The sequence below is a fragment of the Streptomyces sp. SID5464 genome (assembly GCF_009862985.1).
In the GTDB taxonomy this organism is placed as follows: Bacteria; Actinomycetota; Actinomycetes; order Streptomycetales; family Streptomycetaceae; genus Streptomyces; species Streptomyces chartreusis_D.
In genome coordinates this window covers 1-17,045 of the sequence record NZ_WWIQ01000039.1, presented here as the reverse complement: position 1 = coordinate 17,045, position 17,045 = coordinate 1, and the positions used below count along the sequence as shown (strand labels likewise).

Annotated in this window: 15 protein-coding genes; 7 read left to right on the top strand and 8 right to left on the bottom strand. The window is 71.1% G+C overall.

Annotation, left to right across the window (positions count from 1 at the left end; genetic code table 11):
• Nucleotides 1–293: 293 nt before the first annotated feature.
• The 5 genes from GTY47_RS20690 to GTY47_RS20670 form a co-directional block, all read right to left on the bottom strand.
• On the bottom strand, nt 294–2,762 hold the full coding sequence (locus GTY47_RS20690; RefSeq protein ID WP_010048747.1) for a CBM35 domain-containing protein: 2,469 nt from the start codon (nt 2,760–2,762) through the stop codon (nt 294–296).
• 100 nt (nt 2,763–2,862) lie between these two features.
• Nucleotides 2,863–3,687: a carbohydrate ABC transporter permease gene (locus GTY47_RS20685; protein ID WP_010048745.1), complete on the bottom strand. Its 825-nt coding sequence runs from the start codon at nt 3,685–3,687 to the stop codon at nt 2,863–2,865.
• Nucleotides 3,684–4,607 (bottom strand): sugar ABC transporter permease, encoded by a 924-nt coding sequence (locus tag GTY47_RS20680; protein ID WP_010048743.1) that lies wholly within the window; start codon nt 4,605–4,607, stop codon nt 3,684–3,686. Before GTY47_RS20680 ends, GTY47_RS20685 begins: the two co-directional genes overlap by 4 nt.
• Before the next feature lie 2 nt (nt 4,608–4,609).
• Nucleotides 4,610–5,941: an ABC transporter substrate-binding protein gene (locus GTY47_RS20675; RefSeq protein WP_010048741.1), complete on the bottom strand. Its 1,332-nt coding sequence runs from the start codon at nt 5,939–5,941 to the stop codon at nt 4,610–4,612.
• Nucleotides 5,942–6,027: 86 nt separating this feature from the next.
• Nucleotides 6,028–7,065 carry a LacI family DNA-binding transcriptional regulator gene (locus tag GTY47_RS20670; RefSeq protein WP_050810348.1) on the bottom strand — a complete coding sequence of 346 codons (1,038 nt, stop codon included), beginning with the start codon at nt 7,063–7,065 and terminating at the stop codon, nt 6,028–6,030.
• A gap of 106 nt (nt 7,066–7,171) precedes the next feature.
• Between GTY47_RS20670 and GTY47_RS20665 the strand changes: the two genes are divergently transcribed.
• Nucleotides 7,172–9,304, top strand: a complete 2,133-nt coding sequence (locus GTY47_RS20665; RefSeq protein WP_010048736.1) for an alpha-galactosidase — start codon at nt 7,172–7,174, stop codon at nt 9,302–9,304.
• A 51-nt stretch (nt 9,305–9,355) separates the two neighbouring features.
• Here the strand turns inward: GTY47_RS20665 and GTY47_RS20660 are convergent, their stop codons facing one another.
• The 3 genes from GTY47_RS20660 to GTY47_RS20650 all read right to left on the bottom strand — a co-directional run bounded on the left by GTY47_RS20660 (nt 9,356) and on the right by GTY47_RS20650 (nt 13,599).
• Entirely contained in the window at nt 9,356–10,486 is a 1,131-nt protein-coding gene (locus GTY47_RS20660; RefSeq protein WP_102515051.1) for an acyltransferase family protein, read from the bottom strand.
• Nucleotides 10,487–10,748: 262 nt separating this feature from the next.
• Nucleotides 10,749–12,383 carry a cellulase family glycosylhydrolase gene (locus tag GTY47_RS20655; protein WP_010048734.1) on the bottom strand — a complete coding sequence of 545 codons (1,635 nt, stop codon included), beginning with the start codon at nt 12,381–12,383 and terminating at the stop codon, nt 10,749–10,751.
• Nucleotides 12,384–12,501: 118 nt separating this feature from the next.
• A complete protein-coding gene (locus GTY47_RS20650) occupies nt 12,502–13,599 on the bottom strand; it encodes a GDSL-type esterase/lipase family protein (RefSeq protein ID WP_010048733.1) in 1,098 nt (365 codons plus the stop codon).
• Between the two features lie 119 nt (nt 13,600–13,718).
• Between GTY47_RS20650 and GTY47_RS20645 the strand changes: the two genes are divergently transcribed.
• The 6 genes from GTY47_RS20645 to efeU all read left to right on the top strand — a co-directional run.
• Nucleotides 13,719–13,901, top strand: coding sequence for a hypothetical protein (locus tag GTY47_RS20645; protein WP_158688486.1), 183 nt, complete (start codon nt 13,719–13,721; stop codon nt 13,899–13,901).
• Entirely contained in the window at nt 13,898–14,830 is a 933-nt protein-coding gene (locus GTY47_RS20640; protein WP_010048732.1) for an aminoglycoside phosphotransferase family protein, read from the top strand. Before GTY47_RS20645 ends, GTY47_RS20640 begins: the two co-directional genes overlap by 4 nt.
• A 65-nt stretch (nt 14,831–14,895) precedes the next feature.
• A complete protein-coding gene (locus GTY47_RS41655; protein ID WP_267880857.1) occupies nt 14,896–15,021 on the top strand; it encodes a hypothetical protein in 126 nt (41 codons plus the stop codon).
• Entirely contained in the window at nt 15,021–15,494 is a 474-nt protein-coding gene (locus tag GTY47_RS20635) for a carboxymuconolactone decarboxylase family protein (protein WP_010048730.1), read from the top strand. The genes GTY47_RS41655 and GTY47_RS20635 overlap by 1 nt, the downstream gene beginning before the upstream one ends.
• The gene (locus tag GTY47_RS20630) at nt 15,491–16,039 is read left to right on the top strand and encodes a GNAT family N-acetyltransferase (RefSeq protein ID WP_029181792.1); all 549 of its coding nucleotides are present in this window, start codon (nt 15,491–15,493) and stop codon (nt 16,037–16,039) included. Before GTY47_RS20635 ends, GTY47_RS20630 begins: the two co-directional genes overlap by 4 nt.
• A 184-nt stretch (nt 16,040–16,223) precedes the next feature.
• A partial coding sequence (gene efeU, locus GTY47_RS20625) for an iron uptake transporter permease EfeU (protein ID WP_010048725.1) occupies nt 16,224–17,045 on the top strand: 822 nt, incomplete at its 3' end.

The following is a 17,045-nucleotide window of genomic DNA, read 5'->3' as shown; positions in this document are numbered from 1 at the left end:
AAGTGGAGGTGGCGCGGACCCGCGGATCTGTGCGATCCCCGCACGAGCACGGCCGGGCGGCGAGAGGAGAGGCGGGCCGACGGAGGCGTCGGCAAGGCCGCGATTCCGGCGCTGTGCGCGGTGCCGTACTGCCGAACGGCGTCTGCGTGGTCGTGCTCAGCCGCGCTGTCCGCCTTCGGTGAGACGGAAGTCGCCTCCGGCGCCGAAGCGGCCGGAGGCGACGAAGTCCTCGTACCGTCGGTTGCGGAGGAGAGCCGCTCGCTCCTCCGCAACCGCTCCCGTCAGCGTGCGCTTCAGCCCACGACCCGGCCCAGCTCGATCCGGTCGATGTTCGGCGCCCAGGCGCTCGCGTTGCCGAACGTCACCTTGTTCGTACCCTTCGCCAGATCGACGGGGACGCCGACGGTCCAGTAGTCGTCCCAGCTCCAGGTGTTCTTGAAGGTGACCCGCACCGGGTCCGCGGACCCGACCGTGATGTCCGCCGTACGGGACATGATGTCCGTGTTGTAGGCGTGGCCGTTGTCCCGGCGGTCGTTGTGCGCGTAGTGGACGACCAGCAGATAGCGGCCGGACCGGGGCACCTCCACAGGGAACTCGGCGGTGCTGGAGGGGCTGTTGCCGAGCCAGCCGATGTACGAGCCGGCGGACGCGTGCGGGGAGTCGACGAGCTTGGCCCCGCCGGCCAGCGTGGCCGAGGCGCCCTCGTAGGAGAGGGTGCCGGCGGTCGAGCCGTCGCCGGAGACGTCGAGGGAGCGGACGGCGGAGTGGCCCGACGTCATCGCGATCCGGTTGTTGCCCGCGACCAGGTAGAGCCGCAGCGGGCGGCCGGGCGCGGCCGTGACCGTCTCCCCGTGCAGCGAGAGCTTCACGGCCGCCGAGGCCCGCGGCACCACCGTGTAGTAGCCGTCGCGCGGGGCGTAGACGTCGAACACCGCCTTGTCACCGGAGCGCAGGACCAGGGAGCCCGTGCCCACACCGGCCGACGAGGTGTAGTCGTACGACGGCTTGCCGCTGATGTCCGCCAGCGTGGCCTCGTAGGAGGCGGCGGGCGCGCCCGTCCGGCTGGTGAGGTCGATCCGGTCCAGGGTGACCTCGGCGTCGCCCTTGGACAGGGTCAGCTGGTGCGTGCCCGCCTTCAGCTGGACACGGACGTCCTTCTTGGCGCGGTACGTCCAGTTCTCCGTCGAGGGGTAGGTGACCGTCACCGGGTCGCCGCCGTCGACCGACAGCTTCTGCGTGGCGGGGCCGCCGGACTGGTTGCCGTAGAGGATCGCCAGGTCGTACGTGCCGTCCTTCGGTACCGTCACGGAGAAGGCGACCTTGCTGCCGGGCTGGTTGAGCGAGCCGACGTCCTTGGTGCCGGAGGCCGCGTAGCCGTTGGCGTTCTGGACCGTGCCCTGCGTGTAGACCTTGCCGTCGGTGATGGCCGCGTCCTCGGCCTCGTACGACGCCGACCAGGGGACGGAGGCGGCGGACGGGGTGCCCGAGCCGCCGGGGGTGAGCACGACCCGGTACGCCGACATCTTGTGCAGACCGCGCAGCGGGACGGTCACCGAACCGTCGTCCGCGACCTTCACCTTGGTGCGCGCCAGGACCTGCGGCGCCGCGTGCTGCCCCTCGTATCCGGACCAGGCGGCCTCGGCCACCGTCGCGGTGACCGTACGGCCGAACACCGACCGGGGGACGCCTCGCACGACCACGTCCGAGTCACCCGCGGAGCCGCCCAGCAGGACCTGCGCCTGGCGGCGGGAGGTGTCGAGGGAGGCGAGCCCCTGGAGGGTGTCGATGGTGTTGGGCTGCGGCGGCGTCACCTTCACGGTGTCGCCGGTCATGCCCGCGTACCAGCGGAACAGCCACCAGCCGCCGTTGGGGATGTTCGACCGCACGACCTGGCCGCTGAGGTTGCCGGCGGCGTCCCAGTAGGCCATGTTCGCGTACACCTTGTTGCGCTCGAACATCGAGATCCACTGCACGAGCTGCCCGGGCACGGACAGGTCGCGGCGGTTGGCGTACTCGTCGATGTTGATCTTCAGCGGGGCGATGCCCGCCTCGCGCTCCAGCTCGCGGTAATCGTCGTAGTGCGCCTGGAAGTCGCGCAGCGAGCCGGAGCCCAGCTCGTGCCAGGTCATCACCTGGGGCAGCACGTTCTCCCGCTTGGCGAAGGCGAGGAAGTCCTTCAACAGGCGGGTGTGGTAGGCGGCTTCGTTGGGGCCGGCGATCCGTGCGTCCGGGTCGATCGCGCGGATGCGGTGGTACACCGTCTTCCAGTCCTTGAAGAACCGGTCACGGTTCTTCTCGTACTGGGCCTGGTCGGCGACGTCGAGCTTGTACCAGATCTGGTCGGGCTCGTTGAACGGGATGTAGACGAAGCGGTCGCTGTTCGGGTCGGCCGAGACCTCCTTGGCGATCTTGTCGACCTTGGGGAGGTAGTCGTCGATGCCGAGGTCCTCGTACGGCCACTTGGCGTAGATGTCCTGCATCATCACGTTGATCTCGCCGCCGCCGTTGCGGAAGAACGACTTCGAGACGGTGAGCGCGTCGCCGTTGGGGTGCTGGGCGCCGCCCTCCGGCTTCTGCGAGATGCTGGTGATCTTCAGCGGCTCCATCGCGGCGTCGCTGGGCACGCCGTCGTCACTGAGGCCGTACAGCGAGCCGTTGGCGCCGAGCATCACCGGGCCCTCGGAGGCGTTGAGGTCGACGGTGAGGCGCTGTGGGTCGGCTGCCGCTGCCGCGTTGCCGGCTGCGGGGAGAGTGGCTGCCATGGCGGCTGCTCCAAGTAGTGCTGCAGTCAAGGCGGTTCCGGTACGAGATCTCGTACGGGCTCTCGCGCGGGCGGGGGTGATCACGCTGCTGGACCTCCAGTCACTTCACGGCTCCACTGGTGATTCCGGACACGATCTTTCGCTGGCCGACGAGGAACACGGCGACCATGGGCAGGCTCATCACCACGACGTACGCGAAGACGAGATGCCAGTTGTTGAGGTAGAGCTGGGCGCTGGCGACCTGGTAGAGGTTGAGCGGCAGGGTCGCCCGCTCTCCGCCGCCGAGGACGAAGAACGCGTAGAAGATGTCGCTCCAGGCGTAGAGCATCACCATGATCGTCGCGGTGGCGATCACCGGCCGGAGCAGCGGCAGGACGATCCGCCAGAAGATGCGGGACGGGCTCGCCCCGTCCATCCGGGCCGCCTCCTCCAGCTCCATGGGGATGGCGCGGATGAAGCCGGTCATGAAGAAGATCGACGTCGACAGGTACATCCCGGTGTAGACGGCGATCATGCCGGGGCGGGTGTTCGACAGCCCCAGTTGCCGCAGCTCCATCACGATGGTGATGACGGCGGGCGGCAGCAGCAGTCCGCTGATGCACAGCGCGTACGCCGCCGAGACCAGCTTCGACGTGCGGCGGGCGAAGACCCACGCGGCGCCCGCGCCCAGGATCAGCACCAGCACCACCGAAGGCACCACGACCAGCAGCGAGTTGAGGAAGCCGCGCAGCATCTCGCCCTGGCCGACGGCGTCCGCGTAGTTGCTCGCGGGCTGCCAGTGCCGGGGCAGATCCAGGTTCGGCCTGATCGCCTCCGCCTGTGGCTTGGCCGAGGTGACGGCGACCAGCCACAGCGGCACGCCCACGGCCAGCGCGGCGAGCAGGACGACGAGGGAGGGGCGGCCGTACCGCCAGACCGCGGTCACAGCATCTGCTCCCTTCGCCGGAGCCCCACGACCAGCGGGATCGCCACGGCGACGACCACCAGGAACAGGACGAGGCTCATGGCGGAGGCCTGCGCGTACAGGCCCTGCCCGAAGATCCGGAACATGTAGATGTTGAAGACCTCCGTGGAGGCCGCGGGGCCGCCGCCGGTCGTGGCCTGCACGATGTCGAAGGTGTTCATCGAACCGATCAGCGCGGTCGTGACGTTGAAGGTGACGGCCGGCGCGAGCATCGGCCAGCGCACGGACCAGAAGGTCCGCCAGGGCCCCGCGCCGTCGCACTTCGCGGCCTCCAGCATCTCGCCGGGGATGCCCTTGAGCCCGGCCAGATAGATCAGCATCGCCAGGCCCATCCACTTCCACCCGTGGATGAGCGTGACGATCACCAGCGTCCAGGTCGTCGAGCCCAGCCACGGGACGTCCGCGCCCAGGACGGAGTTGACCGCCCCGTCCTGGTCGAGCAGCGCCTGGAAGACGTATCCGGTCGCGAGCGCCGAGATCAGCACCGGCAGGAAGAAGACGGCACGGAAGAACCGGTTGAAGCGGCTGTCGTCCTCCAGCAGCAGTGCCAGCACGAGCCCGAAGCCGTTCTGGAACAACGCCGCCAGCAGCGCGTACACCAGGGTCGTACGGATCGCCCGCAGCAGCGAGCCGTCCTCGGCGATGGTGCGGAAGTTGTCCAGGCCCGTGAAGGCGATGTCCGCGTGGTACGAGGACCAGTTGGTGAACGGGTAGTAGAAGTTCAGCAGGCTGGGCACCAGGAAGAAGCCCGCGAAGACCGCGATGGCGGGGAGCGCGAACCACCAGGGGTGGTGCACGGCGGCGCGCGGGAGCCGTCCCACTCCCTTCTGCGCGCCGTGTGCGGCCGGCTGCTTGCGCGTACGTACGACCGTGTCCGCCATGGTCAGAACCCGGGAGCGCCCTGGGCCTTGGCCACCTGCGCGAACTGGTCCTGGATCGCCTGCGCGACCTGCTGCGGGCTCTTCTTGCCGAAGATCATGTCGGCCAGGTAGAGGTGGGTGTCGGGGGCGACGATCGCCTTGGCCTGGAAGACGCCGATGGCCTTGGGCAGGGCCGCCACCTGGGCCTTGGACGTCTCGGGCAGTCCGCCGGGGGTGGGCACGGACGGCTGCACGGACGGGATCTTCATCGTCTTGATGTAGTCCGGGTAGTCCGGTCCGAGCCAGAAGGCGAGGAACTGCCGGGCCGCGTTCTGCCGCTTCTCGTCACCGGTCTTGAAGGCGACGACACCGTTGGTCTGGTCGGGGGAGTACAGGCCGGTGGCCGAGGAGTTGGCGACCGGGAACCAGCCGATCTTCTTGTCGATCTCGGCGGTGGAGTACTTGGCCTGCAACTGGCTCTGGAAGGACGTGACGTTGAGGACCATGCCGACGTCGCCCTTCCACAGCGCGTCGGCCTGCCCGGTGAAGGTACCCGTCCGGTAGTTCTTCTGGGCGAGCCCGGCGTCGAGCAGCTTCTCCTTGTACTTCTTGATCGCGCCGACGACGACCGGGTCGGTCCACTTCTTCTTGTTCCGGTTCAGGTCCGCCCACCACTGCCGGTCGAGGTCGGTGAGCTGGACCTGCATCTGCCACTGGAGCGGCCACTTGTCGCCGCCGGCCTCGTAGAAGGCGGCCGCGTCGGTCTTGTCGACGACCTTGTGGCCGAGGGCGAGCAACTCGTCGTAGGACGTGGGGAAGTCCTTCTCGGTCAGTCCGGCCCGCTCGAAGACGTCCTTGTTGTAGTAGACGCCCAGCATGGCGGGGCTGGTGACGATCGCCGCGTACCGCTTGCCGTCGATGACGCCGAGGGACCTCTCGGTGTCGCCGAGCTTGGAGACCCACGGTTCGCCGTCGAGGGTGAGGAGGTTCTGCTTCGGCTGGACGAACGGCAGCGTGGAGATGGACGGCTGCCAGAACATCAGGTCGGGGCGGTCGCCGGAGGCGAGCTTCGTAGGCACGTTCTGCTCGTAGAGGTCCGGGATCGCCTGGGTGTCGACCTGGGCGCCGGTGGCCTTCTCGAAGGCATCGATGACCTGCTTCGGCGCGTTCACCGTGTTCTGCGCGGTCCACATGGTCAGCTTCACACCGTCCAGCCGGGCGGTCGGGTTCACCGCCGTCTGCTCGGCGTCCGAACCGTCCGAACCGGAGCCCCCGGCGGTGGGGTCGCTGCACGCGGTGGCGGCCAGGCCGACGGCGCATATCAGCGCCAGGGCGGGGAGAGCTCTTCTCTTCATCTCGTGCCTTTCGGAGCAGGCGGTGCGGTTCGGAAAGCGGGACTCACAACTTCCGGGGTCGTTCGGGCGGTTCAGGCGTCGGTGGTTCAGGCGTCGGCGGGCGGTGGCCCCGAGCTCTCCCGCACCACCAGTTCCGGCACGGACACGGGGTGCGGGGCGACCGGCGCCGACTCCTCCAGCACGCCGTGCAGCAGGGCGAACGCGGACCGCCCGAGGCCGGTGAAGTCCAGGCGTACGGTCGTCAGGGACGGGGTGAGGAAGGCGGAGTGCGGGGCGTCGTCGAAACCGGCCACGCTGATCTCGCCCGGCACCGAGCGGCCGGCCTCGTGCAGGGCGCGCAGCACGCCGAGCGCGAGGTCGTCGTTGCCGCACAGGATGGCGGTGACGGACGGGTCCTTCGCCAGCTTCAGCCCGGCCGCGTGACCGCCCGCCGGCCCCCAACTGCTCTGCACGGGGCGGGGTTCCGGGGCGCCGGCCTCCTTCAGCGCCTGCCGCCAGCCGCCGGTGCGGGCGCTGGTGCGGCGGGTGCTGGACGGGATGGCCACGTAGTGCACGGTCTCGTGGCCGAGGGAGAGCAGATGGCGGGTCGCCTGGTAAGCGGCCTCGCGGTCGTCCGCCCACACCCACGGGCGGTCGCCGCCGGGCGGGGTCGCCGGGGTCTCGACCACGCCCACCACCGGCAGCCCGGCGGGCACCGCCCCCAGCGCCCGGACACCCGCCGGATCGTAGGCGATCACGACGATCCCGCCGCCCGCGTCCGCCGCGCGCTGCACCTCGGCGGCGACGGCCGCGTCCTCGGCGGATTCCAGGACCCCGATCCCGACGGCGTACGACGCCGCGCGGGCGGCCTCCTCGATGCCCTGGAGGATCGAGGCGTAGCCGTAGTGGGTGGTGTTCGCGGTGAGCACGGTCACGGCCCGGCTGCGCCCGCTGGCCAGGGCGAGGGCGGTCGCGTTGCGGCGGAAGCCCAGCTCGTCGATGGCGGCGAGCACCCGCTCCCGGGTGGACGGCCGGACGCTGGGATGGCCGTTGATCACCCGGGAGACCGTCTGGTACGAGACCCCCGCGGCGGTGGCGACGTCCCTGATGCTCGCCGGGCGCCTTGTGTGACCGGTCACATTCATGCGAGGATTGTGACCGGTCACACTTGGGTCGTCAAGAGACCGTAACGAGGGATTCACGCGGACCTCCGCTCCCCGACGACGGGACGAGGTCAGGAGGGGGAGCACCTTGACCGGCACGGCGGATGCGGCGCACACGGCCTCCAAGCAGCGCCAGGACGAGTTCACTTGGGGGCATCAGGCCCTTCGGGCCGACTTCGCCGTCGCCGCCGACGGAACCCTGCGGCTGGTCCGCCTGGCCCACTCCGACGACGATCGCCCCGCCGCCCCGCACTCCGCGCTCCCACTCGTGGAGCTCACCGCTCTGGGGCACGGCAGCGGCTGGTCCGGACCCCGCTTCACCGGCACGGCCTTCGGCGCCCGGCTCGCCCACCGGACCCACCGCACGGACAGACGCGACGGCTGGGACCGGCTCACGGTCGAACTCCACGACCCCGGCACCGGATTGACGGCCTTCGTCGAGCTCACCTCACCCACCGGCGTGCCCGTCCTCCGCTCCCGCGTCCGGTTGCGCAACGAGGGCCGCGAGCCGCTGGTCGTCCAGTCCGTCAGCAGCCTCCTGCTCGGCGGCCTGCCCGCCCCGGACACCCTCGACGTCCACCGGGCCCGCAACGACTGGCTCGCCGAGTGCCGTTGGTACGCCGAGCCGCTGCGCGCCGCCGTCGCCGACATCCACGTCGACGTCCACGAGCACGACAGCCGGGCCGCCCTGGCCCTCACCGGGCGCGGCAGCTGGCCCACCGACGGCCATCTGGCCATGGGAGCGCTGACGGAACGCGGCGGCGGCCGGGCCTGGGCGTGGCAGGTCGAATCCCCGGCCGGCTGGCGCTGGGACGTGGGTGAACGCGCACACGGCAGCTACCTGGCGCTGAACGGCCCCACCGACGCCGAACACCAGTGGCGGGTCCGGCTCGCCCCGGGCGAGGAGTTCACCACCGTGCCCGGTGCCCTGGCGCTCGGCGCCGACCTCGACGCGGCGATCGGTGCCCTGACCTCCTACCGCCGGGCGATCCGCCGCCCGCACCCGGACCACACCGCCCTCCCCGTCGTCTTCAACGACTACATGAACACCCTGATGGGCGACCCGACCACGGCCAAGCTGCTGCCGCTCATCGACGCCGCCGCGGACGCCGGCGCCGAGTACTTCTGCATCGACTCGGGCTGGTACGACGACGACACCCGGGGCTGGTGGGACAGCGTCGGCGCCTGGCAGCCCTCGCCCCGCCGCTTCCCCGACGGCGGCATCCAGGCCGTCCTGGACCGGATCCGGGAGCGCGGGATGGTGCCCGGGCTGTGGCTGGAGCCGGAAGTCGTCGGGGTGCGCAGTCCCGTCGCGGCCGAGCTGCCGCCCGAGGCGTTCTTCCAGCGCGACGGGGTGCGCCTGACCGAACAGGGCCGCCACCAGCTCGACCTGCGGCACCCGGCCGCCCGCGCCCACCTCGACAAGACCGTGGACCGGATCGTCGGCGACTGGGGCGTGGGCTACCTCAAGCTGGACTACAACATCGTGGTCGACCCCGGGACCCGGGCCCCCGGCGACCTCGCTCCGGGGGCCGGGCTGCTGGGCCACGCCCACGCCTACCTGGACTGGCTGTCCGGCGTGCTGGACCGTCACCCCGGACTCGTCGTGGAGAACTGCGCCTCGGGCGGCATGCGCATGGACGGCGCCACCCTCGCCGTCGCCCAGCTCCAGTCCACCAGCGACCAGCAGGACCCCCTGCGCTACCCGCCCATCGCCGCCGCCGCGCCGACCGCGGTCCCGCCCGAACAGGGCGCTGTCTGGGCCTATCCGCAGCCCGGCTTCGACGACGACCTGATCACCACCACCCTCGGCGGGGCACTGCTCGGCCGCATCCACCTCTCGGGCCATCTCAACCGCATGTCGGAACACCAACTGGCCCTCGTACGGGATGCCGTCGCGGTCTACAAGTCGATCCGCGGGGACCTCGCGCGGTCTCTGCCCTTCTGGCCGCTCGGACTGCCCGGCTGGACGGACGAGTGGCTGGCCCTGGGGCTCGGGGTCCCCGGTGACCGCACGGCGTACCTCTCGGTCTGGCGACGCGGCGGACCGGCCGGACTCCGCGTCCCCGTCCGGCACCTGGCGGGCCGGACCGTCCGCGCGGACGTGCTGCACCCGTCCTCCGCGGAGGCGGGCCGGGCCGTCTGGGACGGGGACGGGCTGACGGTGTCCGTGCCGCGCACGCCCGGTGCGCTGCTGATCCGGCTCACGCAGGACGGGTAGGCGGAGCGCCGGCGGTTGGCGCTGCGCGGGCGGTCGGCGGCGCGCCGGGCGTCACCCGCGTGCGGGGCTCGTCTCGCGGACGGCGTTCCGTTCCCGTGCCTGCTGATCGGCGTCCCGGCGGAACGCCCACGCCATGTCGGGCTCCACCACCCAGCGGAACAGCCGCCGCACCGGCGGGGTGCACAGCGCGGTCACGAGCACCGCGGCGAAGGCCGTCACCACGACCACGCCCACGGGCCGGTGGACCCAGTCCGGCTCGTACCAGCCCCAGAACTTGGACCCCTGGGCGACGAAGCCGTGCAGCAGGTAGCCGTACAGGGTCCCCGCGCCCAGCACCGTGAACCACGCCCGGCGCCCGGGCACCCAGGCGAGGAAGCAGGCCACCAGGACCAGCGAACAGCCGAAGGTCACCAGCGTCATCACGGGCCCGTACCAGGCGGGCGCGGCGAGTTCCTCGGCGCTGTCGCGGTGGTAGAACCAGGCGCCGGTCATCCGCGGGACCGCCCAGTAGGCCACGACGACCGCGGCGGCGAAGACCGGCACGGCCAGCACCCGCACCGAGCGGCGGCGCACCAGCCGGAAGTGCTCCGGCTTCAGCAGCAGACCGAGGACGAAGTACGGCAGGAACTGCAGGGTGCGTTGCAGGTCGAGATCGTTGCCGACGGACGACGAGAGCGTCGCCAGCATCGCGATGACGAGGGCGACCGGCAGCGGCCACCGCACACGCCGCCACACCGGCGTCGTCAGCCGCCAGATGAACAGCGCCGCCAGGAACCACGTCAGATACAGCGGATCGAGCAGGCTGACGGGCCGGTCGGGCTCCTGGTCCGTCCAGCGCGTGAACAGCGTGTACGCCGTCTCGAAGACGACATACGGCACTGCGAGCCCGGTGACCAGACGCCTGATCCGCCCCGGGCTCGCGTCGAAGGAGCGCGAGAAGTAGCCGGAGATGACGATGAACGCCGGCATGTGGAAGGCGTAGACGACCATGTAGAGCGCGCTGACCGCCCGGCTGCCGTCCCGCAACGGCTCCCAGGCGTGCCCGATCGCCACCAGCACGATCGCCAGGTACTTGGCGTTGTCGTAGAACGCGTCGCGCTGCCCGGCCTGCTTCGGCGGGGCAGCGGCCTCGTGTGACGTGCTCGCCCCGGTCCCGCCGCCCGGGCTCGCCGCGGCCCGCATGCGCAGGGTGTCCTCGCTCATCACGCCTCCCGCGCACGGTGCGGTGAAACGGGACGGGCGCATACGCGTCTGGCCGGGGGGACGGCTGCGGGGTGCCGGTGCGACATCCCCGCCGCCTCACCACAACGGCGTGGCGTAAACCGCTTTCTGGTGTGGATGTAGCGCGGATCACACCCAGGGGGCGATGTCGCCGTGCCGGACGGTGACGGTGCCGGCGCGCCCGCCGGTCGGGAGCGCACCGGCACTGTCGCACACCACCCGGTCAGCTCACCGAGCAGGCCGCGCCGTTCAGCGTGAACGCCGTCGGGCTGGGGTTCGTCGTCGCCCGGGAGGCGGTGAAGCCCAGGGTGACCGATCCCGCGGCCGGGATCGTCGCGGTGTACGAGGCGGCCGCCACGCTGACCTCGGAGCCGCTCTGCGTCGCCGTGCCGCCCCAGAGGTTGGTGATGCGCTGGCTGTCCGGGAAGGTCCAGCGCAGCGTCCAGCCGTTGATCGCCGACGTGCCGGTGTTGCGCAGGGTGATCTCGCCCTGGAAGCCGCCGGGCCAGCTGCTCGTCACCCGGTAGCCGACGCCGCAGGACGACGCCGAGCCGCCGGAGGACGTCGTGAACGTCACCGTGGCCGAGCGGGGCGAACGGTTGCCGGCGGCGTCACGGGCGTAGACGGCGAAGGTGTAGGAGGTGGCGGGGGACAGGCCGGTGAGGGTGGCGGTCGTGGTGGTCGTGCTGGTGGCGACCGTCTCGCTGCCGCCGCCGACCCGGACGACGTCGTAGCCGGTGACGCCGGTCGCGTCGGTCGCGGCGGACCACTTCAGGGTGGCGGACGAGGAGGTCACCCCCGAGACGGCCGGGGTGCCGGGGGCCGTCGGGGGAGTGGTGTCACCTCCGCCGGAGGAGTAGATCGCGGCCTCCTTGGCGGTGGCGGCGATGCCGTTCGCGCCGTTGAAGAGCCGCTGCCCCCAGCTGGTGAGCTGGTTGGGGTCGAAGTTCGTGACCATGTCCAGGTACTCGACGCCGCCGCCGTTGCCGCTCCAGGACCAGCCGAGGTAGCCCAGGCGGAGCTGCTGGGCGACGGCCAGGATGGTGTCCTCGTCGGGGTTGCCGTCCGAGTGGTCGTGGCCGAACTCGCCGACGACGATGGGGAGTTTCGCCGTGACGAAGCGGTTCAGATAGTCGGTGATCTCGGCGGCCGTGTCGAAGACGCCGTACATGTGGATCGAGAAGATCGTGTTGGCGTCCGGGTCCGCGGCGAAGACCGAGGCGGCGTTGTCCCGCATGGTGAACGCCCAGTCCTGGCCCCAGTTGGGCGCGTCGACCATGATCGTGTGGTCGAACCCCGCGGTGCGCAGCTTCTGGATCGCCGCCTTCGTATCGGCCGTCCAGCTCGTGTAGTTGGTGTTGCCGTACGGCTCGTTGCCGATGTTGACGATGACGTAGTCCTCCTGACCGGTCAGCGCGCTCTGCACGCTGATCCAGTAGTCGGCGGCGCGGGAGAGCGTGACGGCTCCGCTCTGTTCGCCGTACCCGGTGGTGTCGTGCACCTCCAGCACGCAGATCAGCCGGTTCTGCTTGCACTGTGAGACCACGTTCGCCACGTCGGCGGTGTCGTTGCGGGTCCAGCGGTCACCGCTGGAGAGGACCACGCGGACGGTGTTGGCGCCCTTGGCCTTGATGTGGGCGAGGGAGCTGATCCGGTCCGGGTACCAGGTGTGCGCGTGGTTGACGCCGCGCATCACGAAGTCGTTCCCGGACGCCTCCAGCAGCCGGCCGTTGTCGATGCGGAAGCCGGTGGGGGCGGCGTGTGCCGGTGCGCCGAGCGAGAGGAAGGAGAGCAGGAGGCCGAGGAGGGCGGCGGCCACGGTGGCCACGCGTGGGGTGGGGGCGGTGCGGGGTCTCATGGCGGCTCCAGAGGTGGGGGTCGGATGGGGTGGGGCCTGGTCCGGGTCGTCTCCGTTCCTTGGGAGGGAGCGGTGAGTTCGTCGTCGGGGTCGGGTCGGTCGGGGTCCGCGCCGCGTGTCAGGCGCCGGGACTCTTCGCCGTGCACGTGACGGTCGCCGCCGGGGCGCCGGCCGTTGCCGGGGCGGTGGCGACGAAACCGAACGTGGCGCTCGCGCCGGGCGCCAACGCCCCGTTCCACGCGGCGTTCGTGACCGTGGCCGTACCGTCCGCGGCCGTGGTGAGGGTGCCGTTCCAGAGCTGGCCGATGCGCGCGCCGCCCGCCGGTACGACCGTCGCGGTCCAGCCCGAGGCGGCGGAGGCGGACGTGTTCGTCACCGTCACCTCGCCCTGGTAGCCGCCCTGCCACGTGGAGACGGCTCGGAAACGCGCCGTGCAGGCCGCGGGCTCGCCCGGGCCACCGGGGTCCTGCGGGACGCCAGCGTCGAGGACGGCCGCCAGCGCCGGGAACCAGCGGGCTGCGATCTTGGCGTCACCGGAGGCGTTGGGGTGCACCCCGTCGTAGGTGTCCGCGGGCGTGCTGAAGCCCGTCCACTGGTCGACCACGGTGATGGGGGAGCGTTGCGTGCTGGTCGCCCGGGCCCAGTCGGGGATCCGCGCGTTGAAGTCGACGACGCGTTGCGCACAGGCCGCGCAACTGGCCGGGTTCATGGGGATGAGCTGCGCGACGAGGATCCGCATGTCCGGATTCGAGGCCCTCATCTGCGTCACGAGCTTGGTGTAGGCGGCGAGGATGCGGTCGGGGGCGATGCTGCTCCACACGTCGTTCGTGCCGAAGTGCATGACAACGATGTCCGGGCGCGTGGCCGCCAGCCTGCCCGGCAGCAGGTTCTGGTCGGCCGCGTTGGTGGCCAACTCACCGCCGTGGCCTTCGTTGTCGCCGTCGTGCGCCTGTCCGCAGCCCTGCGGCGGGAGGGTGCCGACGAAGTCGATGTCCGTGTATCCGCTGTTCAGCAGCCGGTTCCAGAGCACCGCCCGCCAGCAGCCCGGCGAGCCGGTGATCGAGTCGCCGAGCGGCATGACCCGGACGGGGTCCGCCGCTGACGCGGCCGTGGCGCTGGGGGCGAAGGTGCTGCCCAGGGGGAGGAGCAGGGCGGCGAGGAGGCCGAGAACCGGGAGGATCCGTAAGCGTGGGGACGAGCGGCGGGTTCTGCGCATGGTGATCCCTTCCCTGGATGAGGTGGGAGCGCTCCCATGCATCAAGCCATTGTTGTCATTGGCGCGTCAAGAGGGGCGGGGCATCTCGTGTTCGTGCCGGTGTCGCCGATCCTGAACGGGTGACCAGCCGCGGGGAGTTGCACGAGGTGCTGGGGGAGCGGCTGCCCACGGCGGGTACCGACCGCTGGTCCGCCGTACCGCTGACCGCCGCAGTGCCCGCCGTGCGGGGTCTGCCGGGCGGCGGCTGCGGCCGGCTCGGGCCTGGTGGCTGCGGCCGGCCGGCGCGTAGGGTGCCGAGATGATCGCGATGCCTGAGGAGTTCGCACAGAGCACCGTCGACCGCGAGGGGGAGGCCGGGGCGGCATGGCTCGCCGAGCTGCCCGGGATCGTGGAGGAGTTGCTGGGGCGCTGGGGGTGCATGCCGGACGGCGGGGTCATGCACGGGGGTGTCGGCGTCATCGTTCCGGTACGGCGGCGGGCTGAGGAGCGCGCTGTGCTGAAGGTGTCGTTTCCGCATCCTGGCAACGTCCATGAGCCGGATGCGTTCGTTGCGTGGGGCGGGTGCGGCGCCGTCCTGCTGTATGAGCGTGACGACGAGCGGTTCGCGATGCTGCTGGAGCGGGTTCAGCCGTCGACCCTGGCGGAGGTCGAGGACGGTGACGAGGTGGTGACGGTCGCCGGTCGGCTCAATCGCCGCCTGGCCGTCCCCGCGCCGCCCGGCCTGCCCCGGCTGCGTGAGCAGGCCGATGCCTGGGAGGAGCAGCTGTGCAAGGACGCCGAGGAGCTGCCGCATGCGTTGCCGCGTCAGGTGCTGGATGCTGCCGTCGGGACCGTTCGGGAACTGGGCCGGGCCCAGCCGGACACCCTCATCCACGGCGACCTCCATGCCCGGAACATCCTGCGTGCCGGCCGGGAGCCGTGGCTGGCTGTCGACCCCAAGGGGTACGTGGGAGATCCCGCCTACGACGGCGGCACACTGCTGAAGTCCCGGGCGCTGACACTCCTTGAAGCGGATGACCTGCGCAAGGCCGTCCACCGAGTCTTGGACGTCTTCGCAGAGGCCGCGGAACTCGACCGCGAACGCGTCCGGCGGTGGGCCCAGTTCCACGCCGTCCAGGCCGCGTTCTGGGGTCGCCGTCACGGTTTTCGTATCGCCCGCAATGGACCACGGCTGGACTGGCTCACCGAGTTCACCGACCGCCTGGCGGAGTTGCTCACCGAACGCTCGTAGAGCGTGATGGTGTCGGCCGGGTCCGGTGGGTGGACGAGTGCGGCCACCATTGATCATCGTGAGCCGTGTGGACTGACGACGAGATGGTGGCCGCAGGTCACAGCGTAGGTCCCGCCCGGTGGCGGGAGGCGTTCGCGGCGGCCATGGGCCGCATCGCGGGCCGCTTCGCGCGCTGGACCGGCAGGATGTGATGTTCGCCCTGGGGGCCGGTCTGCCGGGGCACGGGCTTCTCCCCGCCACCGATCGCGAGATCGTCATCGCCCGAGTGACCGCGCGCACCGGCTGCGCCTACGAATGGGGCGTCCATGCCGCGATCCTCGCCCGGCAGGCCGGACTCAGCCGGGAACAACTCCAGGCCACCACCGACATCGACACCGCGGCCAGCGCCGCGTGGCCGCCCCGCCGTGCGGCACTGCTCGACGCGGTCGACGAACTGCACGACACGGCGCAACTCTCGCAGCCCGCCTGGGATGCCTTGCGCGCCCACTACGAAGACGCCCAGCTCCTGGAGTTCCTCGTGCTGGCCGGCTGGTATCGAACCATCAGCTACCTGGCCAACGGACTCCTCCTGGAGGAGGAAACCCGGGGCGTCCCGTTCCCGGTCTTGGCCAGGCGCTTTTCCTCGGATCACCCTCACGGGTGTGGGATAGTTTGCCCGCCATGACTGAACTCGGACCCGTCGTCTGGCCACCTGCCCCGATACGGACCGAACGGCTCGTGCTCCGTGAGTCGGAGGCCCGGGACCGTGCGGCGTTCATCGAGCTGTTCGCCTCGTCGGAGGTGGGGGCCTACCTCGGTGGCCCTCGACCGCGTGATGAACTCGAGCGCGCGGTGCCCGAGGTGCCCGGGCGGCGCCCTGGCCTGTTCGTGGCCGATCTCGACGGAGCGATGGTCGGCACGGTCACGCTGGAGAGGCGCGGCGCGGAACGCCCGGGTCACATCCGTCCGGACGCCGGAGAGGCCGAACTCGGCTACATGTTCCTGCCGGAGGCGTGGGGACGCGGGTACGCCGCCGAGGCGTGCGCGGCGGCACTCGACTGGTTCGCCGACGCGCTTCCCGGCGAGCCGGTGGTGCTCTGCACCCAGACCGCCAACGACCGCTCGATGCGCCTCGCGGCGAAGCTCGGGTTCGCCGAGGTGGAACGGTTCGAGGAGTTCGGCGCCGAGCAGTGGTTCGGCGTCCGGTCCTCGGTCCCGACGTCCGGCTGAGTTTGGCCCACCCCCCGGCCGGACCCGGCCGGCCGACTCGGACCCCGGACTTTTGCCGTGCCATGAGGCATTCATGACCGGATGCCCAGAGAGCCGAGGTCATGATGGTCGGCGTCAGTAAGGCATGCCTTGGCTAACTCGATCGTGGGGTGGCCGGGGCGGAGGGCCGGGAGGGCCGCAGCACATGTGGGACGACGCGTTTCCCAGCTTCCTGATCGGGCTGAGGGAAGGACTGGAAGCCGGTCTCATCGTCTCCGTGCTGGTCGCCTCCCTCGTGCGGGCGGGCGCCAAGTCCCGTCTGCCGCAGGTGTGGACCGGCGTACTGGCCGCGATCGCGCTCTCGATGAGCTTCGGCGCGGTCCTCACGTTCACCGCCGCGTCCCTCTCCACCGCCGCACAGGAGGCCTTCGGCGGCACCCTGAGCATCGTGGCCGTCGCCTTCGTGACCGCGATGGTGTTCTGGATGCGCCGTTCGGCCCGCAGCCTGGCGGGAGAGATCAAGGAGAAGGTCACCGAGGCGCTGACCATGGGCGCCGGTGTGCTGGTCCTGACCTCCTTCCTGGCGGTGGGGCGCGAGGGCCTGGAGACCGCCCTGTTCCTGTGGACCACGGCCCGTGCGGCGAACGAGTCGGCCGGGCCGCTGACCGGCGCGGGCATCGGGCTCGTGCTGGCGGCGGTGCTGTGCTGGGGGCTCTACCGCCGGGTGCTCTCCATCAACCTCACCCGTTTCTTCACCGCCACCGGCGCCGTCCTCATCGTGATCGCCGCGGGCGTGCTCGGCTACGGGCTGCGCGACCTCCAGGAGGGCGGGGTCCTGCCCGGCGGCACGGCCTACGCCGTCGACCTGAGCGGCAGCGTCGACGCCGGGTCCTGGTACAGCACCCTGCTCCAGGGCGTGCTCAACCTGACGCCGACGATGACGTGGCTCCAGGTGGCCGGGTACGCCGGGTACCTCGGCGTGGTGATGACGCTGTTCGTGCGGGGAGTGCGGGGAGTTGCCCCGGCC